The organism is Marinovum sedimenti (assembly GCF_054052205.1).
In genome coordinates, this window is the sequence record NZ_CM133223.1 from 3,206,729 (window position 1) to 3,229,423 (window position 22,695).

At 62.2% G+C, this 22,695-nt stretch carries 16 protein-coding genes and 2 pseudogenes; 12 read left to right on the forward strand and 6 right to left on the reverse strand.

Features of this window, described 5'->3' with window-relative positions; all coding sequences use genetic code 11:
- Window positions 1-90: 90 nt before the first annotated feature.
- Window positions 91-1,374, reverse strand: a complete 1,284-nt coding sequence (gene guaD / locus ACW9UO_RS15400) for a guanine deaminase (RefSeq protein ID WP_457086653.1) — start codon at window positions 1,372-1,374, stop codon at window positions 91-93.
- A 138-nt stretch (window positions 1,375-1,512) separates the two neighbouring features.
- Between guaD and mgtE the strand changes: the two genes are divergently transcribed.
- The 4 genes from mgtE (at window position 1,513) to ACW9UO_RS15420 (ending at window position 6,262) form a co-directional block, all read left to right on the forward strand.
- Entirely contained in the window at window positions 1,513-2,904 is a 1,392-nt protein-coding gene (gene mgtE / locus ACW9UO_RS15405) for a magnesium transporter (protein WP_457086654.1), read from the forward strand.
- On the forward strand, window positions 2,901-3,464 hold the full coding sequence (locus ACW9UO_RS15410; protein ID WP_457086655.1) for a 5-formyltetrahydrofolate cyclo-ligase: 564 nt from the start codon (window positions 2,901-2,903) through the stop codon (window positions 3,462-3,464). Before mgtE ends, ACW9UO_RS15410 begins: the two co-directional genes overlap by 4 nt.
- Window positions 3,465-3,572: 108 nt before the next feature.
- Window positions 3,573-4,388, forward strand: coding sequence for a TIGR00282 family metallophosphoesterase (locus ACW9UO_RS15415; RefSeq protein ID WP_457086656.1), 816 nt, complete (start codon window positions 3,573-3,575; stop codon window positions 4,386-4,388).
- Window positions 4,389-4,471: 83 nt separating this feature from the next.
- Window positions 4,472-6,262, forward strand: coding sequence for an SLC13 family permease (locus ACW9UO_RS15420; RefSeq protein WP_457086657.1), 1,791 nt, complete (start codon window positions 4,472-4,474; stop codon window positions 6,260-6,262).
- Here ACW9UO_RS15420 and ACW9UO_RS15425 read toward each other — a convergent pair.
- Window positions 6,253-6,987, reverse strand: a complete 735-nt coding sequence (locus tag ACW9UO_RS15425) for a glutamine amidotransferase (RefSeq protein ID WP_457086658.1) — start codon at window positions 6,985-6,987, stop codon at window positions 6,253-6,255. The genes ACW9UO_RS15420 and ACW9UO_RS15425 overlap by 10 nt on opposite strands.
- Window positions 6,988-7,119: 132 nt before the next feature.
- Between ACW9UO_RS15425 and ACW9UO_RS15430 the strand changes: the two genes are divergently transcribed.
- Entirely contained in the window at window positions 7,120-7,476 is a 357-nt protein-coding gene (locus tag ACW9UO_RS15430) for a hypothetical protein (RefSeq protein WP_457086659.1), read from the forward strand.
- 318 nt (window positions 7,477-7,794) lie between these two features.
- Here the strand turns inward: ACW9UO_RS15430 and istB are convergent.
- From istB to ACW9UO_RS15445, 3 genes and pseudogenes are all read right to left on the reverse strand, one after another.
- Window positions 7,795-8,586: pseudogene (gene istB / locus ACW9UO_RS15435) on the reverse strand (IS21-like element helper ATPase IstB).
- Window positions 8,583-10,119, reverse strand: a pseudogene (gene istA / locus ACW9UO_RS15440) (IS21 family transposase). Before istA ends, istB begins: the two co-directional pseudogenes overlap by 4 nt.
- A gap of 341 nt (window positions 10,120-10,460) precedes the next feature.
- The gene (locus tag ACW9UO_RS15445; protein ID WP_457086660.1) at window positions 10,461-12,233 is read right to left on the reverse strand and encodes an SLC13 family permease; all 1,773 of its coding nucleotides are present in this window, start codon (window positions 12,231-12,233) and stop codon (window positions 10,461-10,463) included.
- A gap of 222 nt (window positions 12,234-12,455) precedes the next feature.
- Here ACW9UO_RS15445 and ACW9UO_RS15450 point away from each other — a divergent pair, with 222 nt between their 5' ends.
- Window positions 12,456-13,196 (forward strand): YebC/PmpR family DNA-binding transcriptional regulator, encoded by a 741-nt coding sequence (locus tag ACW9UO_RS15450; RefSeq protein WP_457086661.1) that lies wholly within the window; start codon window positions 12,456-12,458, stop codon window positions 13,194-13,196.
- Window positions 13,197-13,560: 364 nt separating this feature from the next.
- Window positions 13,561-14,700, forward strand: coding sequence for a lytic murein transglycosylase (locus ACW9UO_RS15455; protein WP_457088673.1), 1,140 nt, complete (start codon window positions 13,561-13,563; stop codon window positions 14,698-14,700).
- 544 nt (window positions 14,701-15,244) lie between these two features.
- On the opposite strand, the gene ACW9UO_RS15460 is transcribed toward ACW9UO_RS15455, so the two are convergent.
- On the reverse strand, window positions 15,245-17,008 hold the full coding sequence (locus ACW9UO_RS15460; RefSeq protein WP_457086662.1) for a PQQ-dependent methanol/ethanol family dehydrogenase: 1,764 nt from the start codon (window positions 17,006-17,008) through the stop codon (window positions 15,245-15,247).
- Between the two features lie 520 nt (window positions 17,009-17,528).
- On the opposite strand from ACW9UO_RS15460, the gene ACW9UO_RS15465 reads away from it, so the two are divergent.
- From ACW9UO_RS15465 to ACW9UO_RS15485, 5 genes are all read left to right on the forward strand, one after another.
- Window positions 17,529-18,503 carry an ABC transporter substrate-binding protein gene (locus tag ACW9UO_RS15465; RefSeq protein WP_457086663.1) on the forward strand — a complete coding sequence of 325 codons (975 nt, stop codon included), beginning with the start codon at window positions 17,529-17,531 and terminating at the stop codon, window positions 18,501-18,503.
- Complete coding sequence (locus ACW9UO_RS15470) at window positions 18,493-19,125, forward strand: ATP-binding cassette domain-containing protein (RefSeq protein ID WP_457086664.1); 633 nt, start codon at window positions 18,493-18,495, stop codon at window positions 19,123-19,125. Before ACW9UO_RS15465 ends, ACW9UO_RS15470 begins: the two co-directional genes overlap by 11 nt.
- A gap of 75 nt (window positions 19,126-19,200) precedes the next feature.
- The gene (locus tag ACW9UO_RS15475) at window positions 19,201-20,979 is read left to right on the forward strand and encodes a DUF4153 domain-containing protein (RefSeq protein ID WP_457086665.1); all 1,779 of its coding nucleotides are present in this window, start codon (window positions 19,201-19,203) and stop codon (window positions 20,977-20,979) included.
- 65 nt (window positions 20,980-21,044) lie between these two features.
- The gene (locus ACW9UO_RS15480; protein WP_457086666.1) at window positions 21,045-21,641 is read left to right on the forward strand and encodes a heme NO-binding domain-containing protein; all 597 of its coding nucleotides are present in this window, start codon (window positions 21,045-21,047) and stop codon (window positions 21,639-21,641) included.
- Entirely contained in the window at window positions 21,638-22,672 is a 1,035-nt protein-coding gene (locus ACW9UO_RS15485) for a diguanylate cyclase domain-containing protein (protein ID WP_457086667.1), read from the forward strand. Before ACW9UO_RS15480 ends, ACW9UO_RS15485 begins: the two co-directional genes overlap by 4 nt.
- Window positions 22,673-22,695 lie beyond the last annotated feature (23 nt).

A 22,695-nucleotide genomic window follows, 5' to 3' on the forward strand; every position in this document is an offset into this window, starting at 1 on the left:
GTGCCTGTTCGAGGGTGGGGTGAGTCGTCTGCGCCTCAAGGTCCTTCGGCCCGCTGCGCGGGTGCTGCGCAACCTTGACCCACAGCCGACTCACGTAGTGGCTTTGCCGTTGATCCAGGTGGCGCGGATGGCGCGGTCGTCGCCCATCATCAGGGTGGGGAACAGCGCCTCCCACGGGTCTTGCGCTTCGGCATGGCGTTGGGCGATGGCGGGGGTTGAGGCGAGGTTCAGGACCACCAGATCGGCGGCGTAGCCGGGGGCGAGGCTGCCGATCTGATCGCCGAGGTGCAGCGTCTGGGCCGAGCCTGCGGTGGCGAGCCACATCAGCTGGGCCGGGTGCAGGGGGGTGCCGACAAGCTGGCCGATTTCATAGGCCGCCGCCATGGTGCGCAGCATGGAAAAGCTTGATCCGCCGCCGGTGTCGGTGGCCAATCCGACGGTGAGGCCGCGGGCCTTATGGGCGGCGGTGCGGAACAGGCCGGAGCCGATGAAGGTGTTGGAGGTGGGGCAGTGGATCAACGCCGCGCCGACCTCTGACAGTCGGTCGATTTCGCGCGGCTCAAGGTGGATGGCGTGGCCATAGAGGCCGCGCGCGCCGAGCAATCCATGTGCCTCATAGGTGTCGAGGTAGTCGCGGGCGTCGGGGTAGAGGTCTTTCACCCAAGCGATTTCGTCGGTCTGTTCGCTGAGGTGGGTCTGCATCAGGCAGTCCGGGTGTTCGGACCAGAGCGCGCCAAGTGCGGCCAGTTGATCGGGGGTCGAGGTGGGCGAGAACCGCGGGGTGATGGCGTAGTGCAGCCGGTCGGTGCCGTGCCAGCGTTCGATCAGGGCGCGGCTGTCGTCATAGGCGCTTTGGGCGGTGTCGCGCAGGTCATCGGGGGCGTTGCGGTCCATGCAGGTCTTGCCCGCCACCACGCATTGGCCGCGCGTCTGAGCCTCGGTGAACAGGGCCGAGACGCTCTCGGGGTGGATGGTGCAAAAGCTGGCCATGGTGGTGGTGCCATGTGCCGCTGTCAGATCAAGGTAGCGTTTGGCGATCAGGTCGGCATAGGCCGGATCGGCAAAGCGGGCCTCTTCGGGGAAGGTATAGGTGTTGAGCCAGTCGATCAGGCGCAACCCCCAGCTGGCGATGATTGCGGTCTGGGGATAGTGCACATGCGCATCGACGAACCCGGCGCAGATCAGGTCATCGCCGTAGGGGACCACCTCGGCCTTCGGGTGGGCGGCGCGCAGGGAATCAGCCTCGTCCACCGCCACGATCCGGCCGCCGTCGATCAAGACTGCGCCGCGCCTGCGCAGGGTGGTGGCGGCCGCATGGGGCACGACAAAGGGATCGGCGTGAAAGCTGAGTGTTTGTCCGGTGAGCAGCTGCATGGCCGTCCTTTCCTGAGCAAGATCTTTGGGCAATTTCGCGGGTTTCCGACGTGGATTTGCCCCGGTGCCTCTGTTGCTTTGCCATACTCTATCGTAAGGTCCGCGCAAATCGAGCGAAGTGTCAAACAGGGGCATGCGATGACGGATCAGATCGAAGAAATGCCCGACGACGCGGCGGACCACGAGGACGCCTATACGCTGAACCGCAAGGCGGTGATGACGATCCTTTATGCGGTCGAAACGGACGACCGTGAGGGGCTTGTTGCGGCGATGGAACCGCTGCACGCGGCTGACATCGCCGACCTTCTGGAACAGGTCAATTCTTATGACCGGGCGCGGCTGATCCGGCTGTATGGCAAGGAATTCGACGGCGAGATTCTGTCTGAACTCGATGAGAGTATCCGCGAGGAAGTGATCGCGGTGCTGACGCCCGAGGTGCTGGCCGACGCGGTGCGTGAACTCGACAGCGATGATGTTGTCGACCTGATCGAAGACCTCGAAGAGCCGCAGCAAGAAGCCATTCTGGACGCGCTGGAAGACAGCGAGCGGGTCGCTGTTGAGCAGTCGCTGGCCTATCCGGAGTATTCCGCCGGGCGTCTGATGCAGCGCGAAGTGGTGATGGCCCCCGAGCATTGGACCGTGGGCGATGCCATCGATTTCCTACGCTCTAGCAAGGAGTTGCCGGAGCAGTTTTACCACGTCACGCTGGTGGATCCGCGGTTGCATCCCTTGGGCAACGTGACGCTGGGCCGCCTGATGGGCGCGCGGCGCGATGTGCCGCTGACCGAGCTGGTCGAGGATGTGTTTCAGATCATTCCGGCCACGCAATACGAAGGCGACGTGGCTTATGCCTTCAACCAGTACCACCTGATTTCCGCGCCGGTCGTCGATGACGAGGGCCGGATTGTCGGGGTGATCACCATCGATGATGCGATGGCAGTCCTCGACGAAGAGCACGAAGAAGACATCATGCGGCTGGCCGGTGTGGGCGAAGGGTCGCTGTCGGACCGGGTGATTGAAACCACCAAGCAGCGGCTGCCGTGGCTGGCGGTCAATCTGGTGACGGCGGTGATGGCCTCGATGGTGATTGCGCAGTTCGAGGATGCCATTGCGCAGCTGGTGGCCCTTGCCGTGCTGATGCCGATCGTCGCGTCGATGGGCGGCAATGCCGGGACGCAATCGCTGACCGTGGCGGTGCGTGCGATTGCCACCAAAGACCTTACCGGCGCCAATGTTTGGCGGGTTATTCGGCGTGAATGCCTTGTTGGGCTGATCAATGGCGTGGTGTTTGCTGTGATCATGGCGATTGTCGGCATCGTTTGGTTTGGCTCGCCGGCCTTGGGCTATGTGATTGCCACGGCGATGGTGATCAACATGGTGGTGGCGGGCTTGGCCGGGACGGTGATCCCGGTGGTGCTTGAGAAAGTCGGCGTTGACCCGGCCTTGGCCTCGGGGGCCTTTGTGACGACGGTTACGGATATTGTCGGCTTCTTCGCCTTTCTCGGGTTGGCGGTGGTGGTGCTGTTGTGACCGCGTTGGACGACCAAAAGCGGGCGGCGCGCACGGCGGCGTTTGCACGGCGGCAGGTGGCGCATGATACGGCAGGGCCGGGGCGCGCGGGGAGTTTGTCTTCGGTGCTGGCGGGCCATCGTGGCGTGCCGCTGTCGGGCTATATGGCGATGCGCACCGAGATTGATCCGCTTGCCGCGATGGAAGAGGCGGCGGCGCATGGCCCTGTCTGTGTGCCGGTGATTGCGGCCAAGGGCCAGCCGCTGAAGTTTGCCTTGTGGGAGCCGGGTTGCGCCATGGTTGACGGGCCGTTTGGCGCGCGGGTGCCGGCGACGCTTGAGTATATCGAGCCCGAAATCCTGATCGTGCCGCTGGTGGCGTTTTCGCGTGCGGGCGGGCGGCTGGGCTATGGCGGCGGCTTCTATGATCGAACGCTGGAAATGCTGCGCGCCAAACGCCCGACGCTGGCGGTGGGCTTTGCCTACGCTGCGCAGGAAGACGCCGATTTGCCGCTGGAGCCGACCGACCAGCCGCTTGACCTTATCGTGACCGAGCAAGGGATTATCGCGCCGGGGCAGTAAGTTAGCGGCGCGACCAACGTGCGTCCACGTCACGGGCAATGGTTAATTATTTAACCGCGTGCTCAAATCAGCCTTGAAGAGACCGCGGCGGCAGATTAGGCCAATTTCATGCGTATACTTTTTCTAGGCGATGTGGTGGGCCGGTCCGGACGGACAGGCGTTCAAGAGCGGCTCAAGACACTCCGAACCGAATGGAAGCTGGATTTCGTCGTGATCAATGGCGAAAATGCCAGCAATGGGGCCGGGCTGACCGGCGACCATGCCAAGCTGTTGCTTGAGGCCGGGGCCGACTGTGTCACCCTGGGCGATCACGCGTTTGACCAGCGCGACATGCTGCAATTCATCGAGACTGAGCCGCGCGTTCTGCGCCCGATGAACTTTGCCAAAGATGCACCGGGGCGCGGCGCGGCGATCTTTGATGCCGGGCGTGGTCGCAAGATCCTTGTGGCGCAGGTGCTCGGGCAGGTGTTTATGAAACGCCCGTTTGACGATCCGTTTTCGGCGGTGGATGGCCTGTTGCGCAAACATCCGCGCGGGGGCCAAGTGGCAGCAAGCCTGATTGATGTGCATTGCGAAGCCACCAGTGAAAAAATGGGCATGGGGCATTTTTGCGATGGCCGTGCCAGTGTTGTGGTTGGCACGCACACCCATGTGCCCACCGGCGATGCCCAGATTTTGCCGGGCGGCACCGGGTATCTCAGCGATGCCGGGATGTGTGGCGACTATAATTCCGTCATTGGCATGGAAAAAGCCGAGCCAATGCGGCGGTTTGTGACCGGTATGCCCAAGGGGCGGTTCAAACCGGCCCCCGAAGAGGCAACGCTTTGCGGCTTGATGGCCGAAATCGATGACCGCACCGGACAGACCCAAGCGGTGCATATGGTGCGCCAAGGCGGGCGGCTGCAGCAAAGCGGCCCCGTCTGACGTGACCCCCGCGTGCAAACCGGGTCTTGCCGCCGCCGCGCACTGCGGTAACACTGGCCTTTGGGCGCAGTGAAGAGGCCAAAATGATCGAGATGTTAGATCTGTCGCAAAACGGACAGGCCTTCCTTGCGCTTGGCGTGGTGGCGGTGATGTTCGTGCTGTTTGTCCGCGAGGCCTATCCGACCGAGGTTGTGGCGATTGGCGGCGTTGCGGTGCTGTTGACGACCGGGGTGCTGCCGTATGACATGGCGATTTCGATCCTGTCGAACCCGGCCCCCTGGACGATTGCGGCGATGTTCCTGATCATGGGGGCCCTGGTGCGCACCGGCGCTTTGGATGTGCTGACCCGCGCCGCCGAACGCAGCGCCGAAGTTGCGCCCAAACGCGCCGTTGCAGGCGTTGTGGTGATGGTGATGGCGGCCTCGGCGATCATGAACAACACGCCGGTTGTGGTGGTGATGATCCCGGTGGTGGTACGGCTGAGCCATGTGCTCAAGATCAAGGCGTCCAAGCTGTTGATCCCGCTGAGTTATGCCGCGATCATGGGCGGGTCTCTGACGCTGATCGGCACCTCGACGAACCTGTTGGTCGATGGCGTGGCGCGGGCGCAGGGGCTAGAACCCTTTGGCATCTTTGAGATCCTGCCCATCGGACTGGTGGTTTGCGGCACTGGGCTGGCGTTTCTGGCGTTCCTTGGCCCGCGCCTGTTGCCCGACCGCGATTTAATGGCCAACATGCTGTCGTCGGACCGCTCGAAGATGAAGTTCTTTACCGAAGCCGTGGTGCCGCCAGAATCGAACCTGATCGGGCGCGAGGTGCTGGGCGTGCAACTGTTCAAACGCGATGGCGTGCGGTTGATTGACGTGATCCGGGGCGATACCTCGCTGCGGCGCAACCTGTCGGAGGTCACGCTTGAACTCGGGGATCGCGTGGTTTTGCGCACCCAGATGACCGAATTGCTGTCGTTGCAGGCCAACAAAGAGCTGAAACGCGTCGATCAGGTCTCGGCGGTCGAGACCGCGACGGTTGAGGTGCTGATCACGCCGGGCTGCAAGATGGTCGGCCGCAGCCTTGGCGATCTGCGCCTGCGCCGCCGTTACGGGGTCTATCCGCTGGCGGTGCACCGGCGGTCGCAGAACATTGGCCGACAGCTTGATCAGATCGTGGTGAAGGTTGGCGATACCCTGCTTTTGGAAGGGTCGCCCGCCGATATTCAGCGTCTCGCGGTCGATATGGACCTTGTCGACGTGTCCCAGCCCTCGGCTCGTGCCTTTCGCCGGGGCCATGCGCCCATCGCCATTGGCGCGCTGTTGGGGATCGTGGTGCTCGCCGCCTTGGGCGTCGCGCCGATTCTGGCCTTGGCGGTGATCGCCCTGGCAGTGGTGCTGTTGACCCGCTGCATTGATGCGGAAGAAGCGTTTTCCTTTGTCGATGGCCGCCTGCTGGCGCTGATCTTTGCCATGTTGGCGGTCGGTGCCGCGCTCCAGCACTCGGGCGCGGTGACCCTGATCGTCAATGGTATCGCGCCCTGGCTTGAGGTTCTGCCAGCGCCAATGGTGGTGTTCTGCGTCTTCCTGCTCACCACCATCTTTACCGAGATCGTGTCGAACAACGCGGTCGCGGTGATCATGGCCCCGATTGCCATCGCGCTGGGGCAGGCATTGGGCCTCGATCCAAGGCCGCTGGTGGTGGCGGTGATGATCGCGGCGTCCTGCGCTTTTGCCACACCGATCGGCTATCAGACCAACACGCTGGTCTATGGGCCGGGCGGCTACAAATTCACCGATTTCATGCGCGTCGGCATCCCGATGAACATCGCGATTTCAATACTGGCGAGCCTCGCGATCCCGTTCTTCTGGCCGCTTCACCCGTAACGTTCGACAAACCGCCGCAGGATGATCTCGGGCTGGCGGACATCGGCGGCGTGGCACATGGCAATCAGGTCATCGGCGGTTTCGGGGGGGAAATAGCCGTGGCTGCGATAGGTGCGAATGCGGGCCTCAAACACTGCGCCATCGGCCTCGGGGTGAAACTGCGTGGCATAAACATTGGCCCCGTGGCGCACCATCTGAAACGGGCAGGGCGCAGAGGCGAGCAAATGGGTGCAGCCCGCAGGCAGACCCTGAAGCGCCTCTTTATGGCCGACAAACGCCTCAAACTGCTGCGGCAGACCCTCAAGCAGCGGATCACGCGCGCCCTCCTCGGTCATCTCGCAAAGCGTCGGCCCCACGGCCTCGCCATATCGCGCCTTCGACACGTCTGCGCCCAGATGCGCGCCTAGAATACCAATGCCGTAACAACAGCCCATAAAGGGATGATCGCTCTGCGTAATCGCGGGCATCAGTGACAGCACTGCGCGTTCAATCCGCGCCTCCACCGGGTCTTTGCCCTCAGCCGGATCAGACACACAGCCCGGCCCGCCCCCAACAATCACCCCGGCAAAGTCCCGCGGATCAAGCCCCTGCGGCAGCTCTTCGCAATCCAGCCGTATCCGGTGGCACTGCCTCTCTGCCAACCCGGCTTTCGCGCGGATCGCATCATATTCGCCGTCAGAGGCATCGGTTTCGGGGCGCAATTGCAGGATCAAAAACTGTGACATCCCAATCTCCTAGCGCGCGGACCGCAATAGCAAAAGTCCTGATCTTCTTCTGTTTAAAAATACCCGGGCTTATGTATCAAACGCACCAACAATCTACCTGACTTTCAGGCCCATGTGAATCACCCTTGGGCCATGCAGGACAGGACGATCAACAACGCGCTTTTGGCGCTGCGCAGGGACGGCGGAGAGGTTCAGGAATTGGCCGAAGCGCTCTTGGCATTGCGTGGCGTCGATTACCTGCCCCGGATGATCCAACACCCAGCCAAACGGGGGCAGATGCGACGCATGGTGATGGGCGCACTATCAGAGCGGCCCATGACCCGTAGGGAGCTTGTAGCGCACCTCGCGCCCCTGCGGCCAGAAGTGCCTTCGGAACAACTCTATTGGCGCACAGACACTACGCTCAGCAAGTTGCGCATGGCGGGACTGGTGAAGCGTGAGGGGCGGGTGTGGTACATTTTAGGAACGTCCAAAATAGGCCCTGTGTGAGCCATACACGCGCGCAACTCCCACTCTGCACCTCACCCCCTTGGCAGATGAACGTCGCACAGGCGGACCTCTCTCGCGCTGAAAACGGTATTGACAGGATTCGGGGTTGCCGAATCAACATTTAGCGTTTAGAAAATAAAAAGCCACAAAACCCGGCAAGGTGTCAATCCCGGCGCAAAAAGGGTCAGTTTCCCGGTGTAAAATTGGACAGTTTGGTTGGGAGTTAGCGGCGCCTTGGCGCGCGTGCTTGCCAAATAGCTGACGCGTGTCAAGGCGCGCTGGCCGCAGGCCAGCCCTTCCGATCTTGGTATGTGGATTTCAGGATTGGGCTTTTCGGCTTTGGCGCAAACGGAAGCTCTCGCCGTTCATTTCCAGGATATGCACATGATGGGTCAGGCGGTCCAGAATGGCACCGGTCAGACGTTCTGAGCCGAAGACCTCGGTCCATTCATCGAAGGGCAGGTTGAGGTAATGATTATCGAGCCGCGCTCGTAGCGCTGGGAGATGATCTCGAACAGCAATTCGGCGCCTGTCTTGGACAGCGGAACAAAGCCAAGTTCGTCTATGATCAGAAGGTCTTGGCTGACCAGGAGCTTTTGCAGGCGCTGCAGGCGCCGTTCATCGGCAGCCTCGATCAGTTCATGAACCAGGGCAGCGGCAGTCGTGAAGCGGACCTTCAGACCCTTCTGGCAGGCCGCCAATCCCAGTCCCAGGGCGACATGGGTCTTGCCGGTGCCGCTTGGGCCCAGGGCGATGACGTTCTCGCGGCGGTCAACGAAGGCGCAGCGGGCAAGCTCCATGGTCAGGACCTTGTTCAGGGATGCAATGACCTTGAAGTCGAAGCTGTCCGTTGCCCGGCAGTGATTTGCTTAGCAAATCATGAGAGGGGAGGCTCTTGGTAGCCGGGAACTTCGCGGCCTTGATCCGGCGCTCGATCATCCGGCGCTCACGCTCGATCAGCTCCAACTCACAAAGCCGCAGCAGATAGTGAACATGGTCCTTGTTCTCTGCGGCGCACTGCCGGGCCAGCTTGTCGTACTCGCTGTTGAAGGTCGGTAGGCGCAGCTTCTTGAGATGATGCTGCAGCAGGACCTGGGGAGCGTCGCTCATGACGCGGCCCCGGACATCAGGCTCATATAGCTGGCCGGATTTGTGGTCCCGACCTGTGCCTTGGGCAGGTAGGGATAGATGTCCAGATCGAGCCGTGGTGGGCGCTTCTCGATCCGGCACAGGACCAGATGCTTGACGGCATCGTAGCCGATCGCCCCGAGCTCCAGCGCATGCCTGATCGCGCCATGGGCATGGACCATTTCGAACGTCTCCAGCAGACGCAGAACCTGGACGTATTCGCGCTTGCCTTTCTTTCCCATCCGAGCTTCCAACAATCGATGCAAGGTGGCGAACTCATCCGGCAGGTCCCAGCCTTTGAGCGGGGCAGCCTGATCCAGAGCCCCGACCTTTTGCTCCAGCAGAGGCAGATAGTGCATCGGATCGAACACCATATCGGCCTTCTCGTATGACCGATGATGGCGGGCGATCACCTCTGCGCCACACCCTATGACGACCTCATGAACATAGCCACGAACCTGGACCTCGTGGTGCGCATAGGCCACCGGAACGGAATAATCGTTATTGCGATAGCGGACCATCGAGATCGACGTGGCCCGGGTGCTGACCTTCTCGCAGGCATCATACGGCGTGGGCGGCAGCGTCATCAGCGCGTCCAGGTCCCGCATCAGGCGCTCGCCGATCGGCTCGGTGTGACCACGTACGGTATCGTTCTGGCGCTTCAGGCATCGCGCTTCCAGCCAGATGTTCAACTCATCGAAGCTGTTGAACCGTGGCGCGGGAACCATAAAGTTACGCCGTCCATAGCCGATCACGCCTTCGACGTTGCCTTTGTCGTTGCCCCTGCCGGGCCGACCGAACTTGTCGTCAAACAGGTAATATGACTGCAGCTCGGCAAAGGTCCTGGTCCGTTCTCGGCTGCCGTCACCGCAAATCTTTGCCACCGCTATCATGGTATTGTCGTAGAGGATCGACACAGGCACGCCGCCGAAGAACGCAACAGCAGAGACATGCCCGTCGCAGAAGGCTTCGGTGGTCTCGGCCGGATAGGCTTTGATGAAGAACGCATCCGAGTGTGGCGTCGACATTGTCGCTCGGACCAATGGCGCTCCCAATGTCGACCATCGCAAAATAGTGCAGCTTGCATTCAACGCCGCCAATCACGCCAAGCGTCTCCCCAAAATCCACCTGAGCGTGCCCAGGCGCATGTGATAGGGGCACAAAAACCTCGCGGGTCCGGCGTCTCTTCTCCCGCACATAATCCGTGACAATGGTGATCCCACCGGTGAAGCCATGTTCATCGCGCAGACGCTCATGGATGCGCTTGGCAGTATGGCGCTGCTTCTTGATAACCCGCTTATCGTCTTCGAGGATCTGGTCGATCATCGGGATGAACGGATCCAGCTTCGGGCGGACAGGCAAAGCAGATCGCCGATACCCTGGAGGAACGGAATGCAGCAGGATCTTTGCCACCGTCTTACGGTCGATCCCGAAAAGACGCGCAGCGGCACTCTTGCTCATACCTTCAACATGGCATGCCAGACGGACCCGGCTGTATAAATCCACAGAATACATCTCCCCACCCTCAGCTCATTTGCCTCGGGTGTCAGACTGCGGAATTTTGCTCCGCGACGGTCAGATCATCAGACCGATTCCGTGGGTATTTTGTCTCCGGGATTCACATTAATCTCCATTTATCCAATAAAGATGATTGTTTCAGCCTTTCCCGGATTCTACAATTAGGAGGTGATCGCTGTTCACGGCTCACACCCCGCTTTCGCTCAGCCCTCGCGGGCTTGGTGCGTTTGATACATAAGGCCGAAAATACCTCGGGGGTTTGGGGGTGGAACCCCCAAGGTCTGCGTGGCCCGAACGCAAACACCCAAAGCGCGCACAGCGCTCCATTTTCAAATCGGTCACAACGGCCAAAACACCAGAATCGACGGAATAGACACCGCGATCACCAGTATCTCCAACGGCAATCCCATCCGCCAATAATCGCCAAACTGATAGCCGCCGGGGCCAAGGATCAGCGTGTTGTTCTTGTGCCCAATCGGCGTCAGGAACGCCGCCGAGGCCGCCACTGCCACGCACATCAGGAACGGATCGGGAGACACCCCCAAGGTCTGCGCCATCTGGATGCCCACCGGGGCGGCAACAATCGCCGTCGCGGTGTTGTTAAGGACATCCGACAGCGTCATCGTCACCACCATCAGCACCGTCAGCACCGCCCAGACCGGCCAGCCTTCGGTCAGCCCAACCAACCCTCCGGCCAGCAACTCGGTGCCGCCCGATGTCTCAAGCGCCGATCCCAGCGGGATCATCGAGCCCAAAAGCACCACCACCGGCCATTCGATGTGGTCGTAAAGCTCGGCCAGAGGCAGGATTTTGAGCAGCACGTAGGCCACCACCACCAGCCCCAAGGCCACCGGCAGATAAATCAAGCCAAAGCTCGCGGCGGCCACCGCCCCGGCAAACAGGCCAATCGCGGCCCATGTCTTGGAATTCTCGGTCACAGCCAACCCGCGATCCGCCAGCGGCAGAACGCCAAGCCAATCGGTCACCACGGTGGCGCTTTCGCGCGGGGCGAGCAAAAGCAGGATGTCGCCAGGCTCGATGATTGTTTGGCCCATCTGTTTGGTGATGCGCTGGCCTTTGCGCGAAATGCCCATCAAAATCGTGCGGTGGCGCCAGACCAGCCCGACCGATTGCACCGTCTTGCCGTTGAGGCGCGAGGTGTCGGGCACCACCACCTCGACCAGCGACAGACCGTCGGTTTCCGCCTGAAGCAGCTCTTCGCGGCGTTCGTCTGCAAAGGCGAGGTCAAGGTTGGTGCGGAACTCGTCAAGCGCCTCGGGGGTGGCCTCAAGCACCAGCGCGTCACCGGCATCGATCTTGGTGTTCAGCACCGCGCCATAGCGCCGCTTGCCGCCGCGGATCAGGCCAAGGATCGAGACATCGGCCTTGTCAGCCGCTTCGGTCAGGTCGCGCACCCGCTGGCCAACCACCTTGTTGTCCGCAGGTACGGTCAGCTCTGCGATATAAGGCTCGAGCTCGCGCGCCTTGCTCAGCGCGTCTTCGCGCAGCGGGATCAGGCGCCAGCCGATGAGGGCGACGAACAACAACCCCGCCAACGCCGCCACGCCGCCCACCGGGGCGAAATCGAACATCTTGAAGGGTTCGCCCAACTGCTCGCCGCGGATCGAGGCGATGATGATATTGGGCGGCGTGCCGATCAGCGTGACCATGCCGCCAAGGATCGTTGCAAAGCTCAGCGGCATTAGCGATTGCGCCGGCGACCGGCCCGCCTTGCGCGCGGTTTGGATGTCGACCGGCATCAGCAGCGCCAGCGCGGCGACGTTGTTCATAAAGCCCGACAGCACCGCGCCGACTCCGCCCATCAGCGCGATATGGCCACCAAGTGCGCGACTCTGGTCGATCAGCGTGCGGGTGATGAGCAGCACCGCGCCCGAACGCACCAGCCCCGCCGAGACCACCAGCACCAGCGCCACAATCAGCGTGGCGGGATGGCCGAAGCCGTCAAAGGCGTGTTTGGTGTCGACGACCCCCAATACCACGCCGAGCAAGAGCGCGGTGAAGGCCACGATGTCATAGCGAAACCGGCCCCAGAGAAGGAAGCCGAAGACGCCGCCAAACAGCAAAAAGAGGATGATCTGATCTGTCGTCATAGGGTTAGACCTAGCACTGGCTGCCAAGCCGTACAGAAAGTTTTTCACCGTCCTTCGAAATAATCTTACGGGGTGGGTCGGGCTGTAACTCGGGTCAATGGGGCAGGTGGGGCGGCACCGCGCGGCACAAACATGGGCCGCTGCGGCGTGCACCACCTTGCGAATGTAGGCCCTGCTGGATTATAGAAGCGCCTGATCCGCAGACATGATGAAGAGGCAGCCATGGCCGGCCATTCCAAATGGGCAAATATCCAGCACCGCAAGGGGCGCCAGGACGCTCTCCGTTCGAAGCTTTTTTCCAAGCTTTCGAAAGAGATCACTGTCGCCGCAAAGATGGGCGACCCTGACCCCGACAAGAACCCGCGTCTGCGGCTGGCCGTAAAAGAGGCCAAATCGCAATCGGTGCCCAAGGACGTGATCGACCGCGCGATCAAGAAATCGCAGATCGGTGACGGGGATGATTTCGAAGAGATCCGCTATGAGGGCTATGGCCCCGGCGGCGTTGCTGTCATCGTTGAGGCGATGACCGACAACCGCAACCGCACTGCGTCGACCGTGCGCTCGACCTTTACCAAATCGGGCGGCAATCTGGGCGAGACTGGGTCCGTTGGGTTCATGTTCGAGCGCAAGGGCGAGGTGGTTTATCCTGCCGAGATCGGCGACGCCGACACGGTGATGATGGCGGCGATCGAGGCCGGTGCCGAGGATGTCGAAAGCTCGGAAGATGGTCATGTGGTTTATTGCGCCGATACCGACCTAAACGATGTGTCCAACGCGCTTGAGGCGGAACTGGGCGAATCGGAGAGCACCAAGCTGATCTGGAAGCCGACCACGACCACGGAGTTGGACCTGGACGGTATGCAAAAGCTGATGCGGTTGATTGATGCGTTGGAAGACGATGACGATGTGCAGCGCGTGACGGCGAACTTTGAAGCCTCGGATGAGGTGATGGACCAGCTTTAACGGCTGGTTTTCCGTCTGCACTCGCGTTTGACCCAGCGTATTGCAGGAAAAGTGGGCCCCGGTTTTCCGTCCGCAATCGCGTTTGACCCAGCGTATTGCAGGAAAAGTGGGCCCCGGTTTTCCGTCCGCAATCGCGCCTTTCTAACATGCGCGCCTTTGGCGCACCGGAGGCCTCGGCCCCCATCCTGACCTTCCCCCGGACACGGGGGAAGGGAGTCTTTGGCTGGCCTACCCAGAGATATTTGCTGCTTTTGCCTGTGGAAAGCGGGGAAGATTGCCGATTGGGCGGCGCGATGCAGGGCTGTGATTGCGCGGACTGCGCGATACGGTAAGTTGCCGCTCAATGGATCATGAGGGCAGTGTGATGAGAGTTTCTCGGCGGCAATTTGGAATGGGTTTGGCGGCGTTCGGGCTGGCCGGATGTGGTGGCCCGGTGGTGACAAGCAGCGGGTCTGCGGCGGGGGTGTCGGCCGATCTGCGCCCGGTGGCCAATGCGCGCTATGACGCCTGGGTGGTGTTGTTTCGGGAACGGGCGGCGGCCAAGGGGATTTCGCAGGGCACCTTGTCGGCGGCGTTTCGCGGGGCGGGGTATCTGCCCGGCGTGGTGACGCGGGACCGCAATCAGACCGAATTCAAGCGCACTTTGGAGGATTACCTCTCGATTGCCGCGTCTGACGAGCGCATTGCCAAGGGGCGGGCGGCGTTTGGCCGGCATGAGCGGACCCTGCGTGCGGTTCAAGCCAAGTACGGTGTCGATGCTTATATCGTTGCGGCGATTTGGGGGTTGGAGAGCTTTTACGGCGAGCGGCAGGGGGAGATCCCGGTGATCTCGTCGACCTCGACATTGGCGTTTGATGGCCGGCGGGGGGCGTTCTTTGAGGCGCAGTTGTTGGCGGCGCTGCGGATTTTGCAGAACGGCGATATTGCTGCGTCGCGGATGACGGGCAGTTGGGCCGGGGCGATGGGGCATACGCAATTTATTCCGACGACGTTTCAGGAGTATGCGGTCGATTACACCGGCGACGGGCGGCGCGATATCTGGTCTGACGATCCGTCGGATGCACTGGCGTCAACGGCGGCCTATCTGTCGCGGCATGGCTGGGTGCGGGGGCAGCGCTGGGGCGCTGAGGCCGGGGCCGGTGCGCCGTCGGGGCGGGTTTTTCAGCCGCAATCGGGCGGGCCGGCGTTTTCGGTTACCAGCAATTTCAACGTGATCAAGCGGTACAACAACTCGGATGCCTATGCTTTGGGCGTTGGGCATCTGGCGGATCGCATTGCTGGCGGTGGGCCGTTGCGGGCGTCGTTTCCGCCGGATCAGTATGGGCTGACCAAGGCTGATAGGGTACGGATGCAGCAGCGGCTTGAGGCGCTGGGGTTTGATGCCGGGGGCGCGGACGGGGTGATTGGCGACAAGACCCGCGCGGCGATTTCGGCGTTTCAGGCGCGGCGAGGGCTGGCGGTGACTGGCGTGCCGTCGCAGGCTTTGTTGGCAGCACTGGGGTAAGTGGACGTTTGGGGTTTGGGCTGTGGCGGACATCGCGACCTTGCCCCACGCGTGCCGGGCAAGCGCTGGTCCGTGGGGGGGCGGCCTGACGAACATGCCTGACGCTTTATGTCTGCAAAATTCGGACAAGCTTACTGTATGCCCATGAGGCCAGCCAAAGCGCCACCCCGGGAGGGCGGACCGGCGCTGGCCCGGCGGCCTGCGGGCTTGATTCCGGGCTGGGACAATCGCCACCCGACGTGCGCTTGGGGTCGGGATTAGCGCAAGCTGCGTGTCGTTGGGCCGTGGTGCGGCGATCCGACGGCGCTTGGGGGCACTTTATATTGGCCAAACCCGTGAAACCTCTGATCAACGCGCTTCGGGCTGCCAAATCGCCGTGCCGGGGGGCGGCCCGGCGATGCGCGGCGCCCTGCGGGCTTGATTCCGCGCGGGTGCTTGTCTGAAAGGTGCGCGCTACGCCGATAAGAGCATGTCAGCGGAGCGCCTCTGAAAAGAAAGGCGCGCCCCGAAGGACGCGCCTCTACAAGCTGCTTATGCGAGGGGTTTAGTTGGCCGAAGCCAGCTGTTTCGGCAGCTTGAAGGTCCAGACCGAACCGCCTTGGTTGAGGTAGTTCACCTTCTTGGCAACCTCACCACCCCAGAGCGGAACCGCACCGCCCCAGCCCGAGGCCACGGCGACATATTGCTCGCCGTCCATTTCCCAGGTGATCGGCTGGCCGACGATGCCGGAGCCGGTCTGGAACGACCACAGCTTTTCGCCGGTCTCGTCATCCAGAGCGATCAGCTCGCCTTCGGGGGTGCCAAAGAACACGAGGCCGCCCGCGGTTGTCATCACGCCCGACCACAGCGGAGCGTCGTTCTTGTATTCCCAGACCCATTCGCCGGTCGCCGGATCAATCGCCTTGAGCGAGCCGATGTGGTCTTCGTAGTTGGGCTTGATGGTAAAGCCGGAGCCGAGGTAGGCCGCGCCTTTTTTGTAGCTGATCGGCTCGTTCCAGATGTCCATGCCCCATTCGTTGGAGGGCACATAGAAGTTGCCGGTCTTTTGGCTGAACGCCATCGGCATCCAGTTTTTGCCACCCAGGAAGCCGGGCGAGGAAAAGACCACGTCGCCCTTCTTGCCATCCACCGCTGCGGACGGGTCGCCGGGGCGGTTGTCTTCTGCAAAGATCGGGCGACCGGTGTCGTCGATGCCCTCGGCCCAAGTGATGTCCTTGACGAAAGGCGCCGCCGAGATGAATGCGCCGTCTTCGCGGTTCAGAACATAGAAGAACCCGTTGCGGTCGGCGGTGCCGAGACGCTTGTTGCCTTCGCGGTCGACGTAAGAGACGACCTCGTTGACGCCGTCATAATCCCAGCCTTCGCGCGGGGTGGTCTGGTAGTGCCACTTGATCTCGCCGGTGTCGGGATTGATGCCGATGCGCGAGGCGGCATAGAGGTTGTCGCCGCTGCCATCGTTCTTGTCACCCGCATTGCGCAGCCATGAGTTCCACGGAGCCGGGTTGCCCGCGCCAAAGATCAGCGTGTCGGTGTCGGCATCATACGAGCCGCCAAGCCAGGTCGCGCCGCCGCCGGTTTTCCACATGTCGCCGGGCCAGGTGGCGTTGAGCGTGCCGGTCATGGTGCTTTCTTCGCCGTTCAGCGTGCCCATGTGACCCTCGATCACCGGGCGGGTCCAGACTTCGTCGCCATTTTCGGCATCAAAGGCATAGACCATGCCGACAACGCCAAATTCGCCACCGGAGTTGCCGACGATGACCTTGCCGTCAACGATCAGCGGGGCGGCGGTATAGGAGTAGCCCTCTTTGTAGTCGGCCAGTTTCTTGCGCCAGACCACATCGCCGGTGTCTTTGTTCAGCGCCACGATGCGGGCGTCGAGCGTGCCGAAATAGATGTTGTTGCCATAGATCGCGGCACCGCGGTTGACCACGTCACAGCAAGGCAGGATGCCTTCGGGCAGGCGGGCGTCATACTGCCAGCGTTCCTTGCCGGTCTTGAGGTCGATGGCATAGATGCGGCTGTAAGAGCCGGTCACATACATCACGCCGTCATGCACAATCGGCTGCGCTTCTTGACCGCGTTGCTTTTCGCCGCCCATCGAGAAGGCCCAAGCCGGAACAAGGTTTTTGACGTTGTCCTTGTTGAGGGTTTCCAGCGGTGAATAGCGTTGCAGATGGCGGCCCATGCCGTTGGTCAGCACGTCGCCGGGGGTGGCCTGATCGTTGGCCAGATCGGCCTCGGTCACTTCGGCCTGTGCCATGCCGGCGGCCAGAATGGCAGCGGTGACGGCGGTGATAAACCGGTTCATATGAGTTCCTCCCAGATGTATCTCAAAGATCGAGAGAGACGGCATGGCCGCCCCCAAGTCCCGCCGGAAGTATCCTCGCGACGCCGTGATTGCGGTATTGCACAATGGTCTTACGACCCTTGCGGTGTTGACAGGGCGTGTTTTGGCAGGGGCCGGTGGCCTTGGGGGCGGGTTTGCGATTTCTAAGCGAGCGGTTTTCAAAATGAGCGCTACCGCGCGCTTTTATTATGGGTTTTGCGGCGTGACGGACCTTTTTAAGGAAGCGTAAATGGATCTGTCGCCATAATTCGCTGAGAGGCGCTTGAGGGGGCTTTGTGCCCCTCAAGGCGCGTCGTCGAGGGTGAGGCGAGTCGCGCGCGCCTCAAGGACCGTTGGCCGCCTTCGGCGGTCGCCTGCGGCGATCCTTGACCCGCGCCCGACTCACGGTTTTGGTGCGGGGCGGGGCGGTCTGCGCCTTTGGTCTAGGTGCGCGTTTGGCCGAGGATTGTTAGAGTTGGCGGCAATCTTGGGAGGATATGTGATGAGCTTTTTCGGCAAACTGACGGCATCGGCTTTGGCGCTGGGTCTGAGTGTGAGCGCCGCGCTGGCCGAGACCCCGGTGTTGCGCGCGTCGGTGTTGAAATTCGGCACTGTAAACTGGGAGCTGGATGTGATCGGGCACAACGGCCTCGACACTGCCAATGGGTTCAAGCTTGAGGTGCAGGGCGTGGCAGGGGGATCGGCGGCGCAGGTGGCGTTTCAGGGCGGTGCGGCGGATGTGATCGTGTCGGATTGGCTTTGGGTTGCGCGGCAACGGGCAGCGGGCAAGGATTTCGTGTTTATCCCGTATTCCAAGGCGGTTGGCGGGGTTTTGGTGCCTGAAGGCAGCAAGGCACAGACGTTGGCCGACCTTAAGGGCGGCAAGATTGGCATTGCCGGCGGGCCGCTGGATAAATCCTGGCTGATTTTGCAGGCTTACGCCGAGAAGGCCTACGGCTTTGATCTGAAAGCAGAGACCGAGCAGGTGTTCGGTGCGCCGCCGCTGATCTTTAAGACTGCGTTGGGCGGTGATCTGGCCGGGGCGATCAATTTCTGGCATTTCATGGCCAAAATGGAAGCGGGCGGCATGCGCAAGCTGGTCGATGTGTCAGAGGCGGCCGAGGCGCTGGGACTTGATCCTGAAACGCCGCTTTTGGGCTATGTGGTCAAGGGTGAGCTGCTGCGCGAAAATCCGGAGTTGGTGCAGGGGCTGGCGACAGCGTCGCGGGCGGCCAAGGAGATCCTGGCCGAGGATGATGCGGAATGGGCGCGGTTGCGGCCTCGGATGAACGCCAAGACTGACGCGGAGTTTGACGGTCTGGTGGCCGGGTTCCGCGCCGGTATTCCGGCACCGGGGCCGGTGGACGAAGCGGCGGCGGCGCAGATGCTGCGGCTGATGGCGGAGCTTGGCGGGGCTGACCTGATTGGCGACGCGACCGATCTGCCCGAGGGTGTGTTTCTGCAAGATGGCAGCTGACGGAGCGGGCATGGTGGACATGGGGCAGGCGCTGTCCCTTGATCTGCGCCGGTGGCGCGTGGCGGGCGAGGAAATCCTTGGCCCGCTCTCGCTGTCGCTGATGCCCGGCGAAACAGTCGCTTTGGCGGGTCCGTCCGGCGCGGGCAAGACCTCGCTTTTGCGGATCATTTCGGGGTTGGAGTCCGGCTTTGAGGGCAGACTGACCGGCAGCAGCCGGGTGTCGATGGTGTTTCAGGAGCCGACGCTGTTGCCGTGGAAAGATCTGGCGCAGAACATCACCCTGACGGTGGGCTGCACGCGCCCGGAAGCGATGCAGTGGCTAGAGCACGTCGGGCTTGGCGGGCGCGGTGCGGATGTGCCGGGGCAATTGTCGCTGGGCCAGCAGAGGCGGCTGGCGCTGGCGCGGGCCTTTGCCGCCGAACCGCAGGTTCTGTTGCTCGACGAGCCCTTTGTGTCACTGGATCCGGCGCTGGCGGATGAGATGATGACCCTGTTTGAGGACCTGCGCGCCGCGCGTCCGGTGGCGACGCTGCTTGTGACGCATGTTGCGTCCGAGGCGCGGCGGCTGGCCGACCGTGTTCTGCGGCTTGATGGACGCCCGGCGCAACTGGTCGCGGGGTGACATCCGCGTGAGCGGGTCTGGCCTTCGCCGCCGCAGATCGCCAAACTCGGCAGGCAACCCAGCCGGAGCCCCGCCATGCCGCAGCCAGACACCGATACCGCGCTCGACCGGCTTATCCTTGCGATGGTGGGCGCGCTGGCGGGGTTGGCCGCGTGGTATTTCAGTGAGTTGGCCGAAAATGTGCTGCTCCGGCCCCGGTTGTTTCTGTTTGCGGTCACGACGGTCATGGGCGGCTTTGCCTTGCTGCTGGCGCTGGTCGGGCCGCTCAGCTGGCCGCGCGCGCTGGCCGGTGCGGGCGCTCTGGCGCTGTTCGTGGCGGGGCTCTTGCTGTGGTCTTCGTTTCGCTTTGAAACGCCGGGCCCGATTTTCGACAGTGGATTGCCGATTGCCGCGATGACCTTTTTGTTCGGGATTGGCACGCCGTTTGTCTCGGCCGGGTTACAGCGGCGGGGCGGGGCGCTGCACTATCCGCTGTTGTTCGATACCGCCTGGGCTGTGCTGGTGCGCTATCTCGCGGCGTGGCTGTTCACCGGCGTGGCCTGGGGGCTGGTGTACCTGTCGGATGCGCTGCTTGGGCTGGTGGGGGTGACGTTTATCCGGCGCCTGCTTGAGGTTGACCCGGTGCCCTTTGCGCTAACCGGGGTGTTTTTGGGGCTGGCGATGGCGATTGTGCATGAGTTGCGCGCCTATGTATCGCCGTTTCTGGTGCTGCGGCTGTTTCGGGTGATCCTGCCTGTTCTTACAGTGGTGGTGGCGGTGTTTCTGCTGGCGCTGCCGGTGCGGGGGCTGGATGGATTGTTCGGCGATCTCTCGGTTGCGGCCACCTTGATGGCGGTGGCGATTGCCGCGATCACGCTGGTGACTTCGGCGTTGGACCGCAGCACAGCGGACGAGGCCGAGGCCCGCGTGATGCGGGGCGCGGCGCGGGCGATATGCGTGATGCTGCCCCTGTTGACGGCGGCGGCGGTCTGGACGGTGTGGCTTCGGGTGGCGGCGCATGGCTGGACGCCGGAGCGTTTGGCCGCCGGGCTCAGCGCGGCGGTGCTTTTGGGCTATGCGGCGCTGTATGCGGGCGTGGCGGTGCGGCGCGACTGGGCGCAGCGCATTCGGCAGGTCAATCTGGGGATGGCGCTGGTGGTGATGGCCTTGGCGGCGCTTTGGCTGACGCCGGTTCTGAACGCCGAATCGATATCGACCCGGTCCCAGATTGCGCGGTTTGAAGCGCAGGAGGTGGATGTCGACGGGCTCGCGCTGTGGGAAATGAAGGCGGATTGGGGCCGCGCGGGGGCCTCGGGTTTGGACCGGCTTTCGGGCATTGCTGCGGCGGGCGCGCACCCCGAGGCCGAGGCGCTGAAGGAGGCGCTCGCGGTGCTTGGCAAGGTGTCGAATCGGTATGACTATGATCGGGATCGGCAAGAGACGGCAGTGTCGGACCGCGCGCTGGCGGATATTCTGGCGCGTCTCGCCGTTTTTCCCGAAGGTCAGAAGACCAGCGTCGAGGAGCTGGCAACTTTGCCGCCTTACCTGTTGGAAAGTCTCACGAAAAGCTGTGCGCGTGGCGGCGAAGACGGCCCCGGCTGTGTGTTGGTCCTCGCGGATCTCAACCCGCATAAACCGGGTGACGAGGGCATATTGCTGCAACGAACGGATCGATTTACCGGCTTCAGTATCTTTGTGGTCAGCCGTTTGAATGGCCGTTTGAATTCTGGCCGAAATCGGCTGTCCGACGTGACGGGCGTGCCGTTGTCGGGCCAGTGGGAGACGCTTGTCGAGGCTATTCGCACCGGCAACATCGCAATTGTGCCAAGCGGACAGCAGATGATTACCTTCGGAGAGATCGGGATCATTCCATAAAACTTTATCTGTTGGGCAATTGTTAAGAGATTGTCCCCCATGCTGCGTCAAACGGAGAGGTGACTATGCATGGTCTGATCAATCGAGCGATTCAGTGTTTTTATCGCGATACCTATGGTGCCCCGGCCTGGGGCGAGCTTGTGCGCAGGCTCGATCTGGAGTTCAGCGATTTCGAACCGATGATGCACTACGGCAGTGATCTGACCTGGCGCATGCTGGATGAAATGGCGGCTGCACTGGGCAAGGATCGCGATACTGTGCTCGAAGACATCGGCACCTATCTGATTTCCAATCCCGAGGTCAAAGCGCCCCGCAGATTGCTGCGGTTCAGCGGTGTGACGTTTCTGGATTTCCTGCACTCTCTTGATGATCTGCCCGACCGTGCGCGGCTGGCCGTTGATGACCTTATCCTGCCGACGCTGGAATTGCGGGATCTTGGCGGCAATCGGTTCACGTTGGCCTGTACCGGCGAACCTGCGGGCATGGGGCATCTGCTTGTCGGCGTGCTGAGGGCGATGGCCGATGATTACGGTGCGCTGGTCTATCTGGAGCATAAGGGGCTGTTCCAAGGCACCGAACTGATCGAGATTACGCTGGTCGAGGCCGCCTTTGCCGAAGGGCGCAGTTTCGAGCTGGCAACATCGGGGGCGGACCGGGGATGATGGAACGCTGTAACGCCGTTATGGATGTGCTGTGCCCGATGCATCTCGCGCTGGATCAAACCGGGCATATCGCGCACGTTGGACCCACGCTGGCCAAGCTCAAACCCGATGAGTGCCTGCCCGGCAAAAGGTTTCTCGAGGTGTTCGAATTGCGCCGCCCGCGCGCCGTAACCGATATGGCCCATCTAAGCGCCCATGCAGGAACCAAGCTGCATCTGCGGTTCCGAACCGGGCCGCAGACCGCGCTGAAAGGGGTGCTGGTGCCGGTTTTGGACGATGGCGGCGGTATGATCGTCAACCTGTCCTTCGGCATTTCCGTGATGGATGCCGTGCGCGATTTTTCCCTGACCGGAGCTGATTTCGCTGCCACCGATCTGGCCATCGAAATGCTCTACTTGATCGAGGCGAAAACCGCCGCGATGACGGCCACGCGCAACCTTAACCAAAAGCTGAATTGCGCGCGTATCGCGGCCGAGGAACAGGCCTTTACCGACACGCTGACCGGGTTGAAAAATCGCCGCGCCATGGACCATGTGCTGGCCCGGTCTGTGGCCGGAACCGACCGGTTTGCGCTGATGCACCTCGATCTCGACTTCTTTAAGGAGGTCAATGATGGAATGGGGCATGCTGCGGGTGATCATGTGCTGCAAGAGGTGGCCAAGGTTCTTGTCGAGGAAACCCGCGCAGGAGACACCGTGGCGCGCGTTGGCGGCGATGAATTCACGCTGCTCCTTGTTGGCCGATTGAACCGTAAGCGGTTGTCGGACATCTCCGAACGGATCGTGACCCGACTGGCAACGCCGATCCCCTTTGGTGACGCGATGTGCCGGGTTTCGGCCAGCATCGGCATCACCCTGAGCGAAGACTATGAGGATCCCGATGCGGCGCGCATGCAAGAAGATGCCGACATCGCACTCTATGCCTCCAAAAACCGGGGGCGCGCTTGCCATACATTCCATGATCTCGGCCTGCGCCGCGCAGCCTTTTCCGAGATCTCGCCTGATGCGCAGCAGCACGTCCGAAGTCGGTAGGCCAGCGGGGGTCTTGCGCGCCC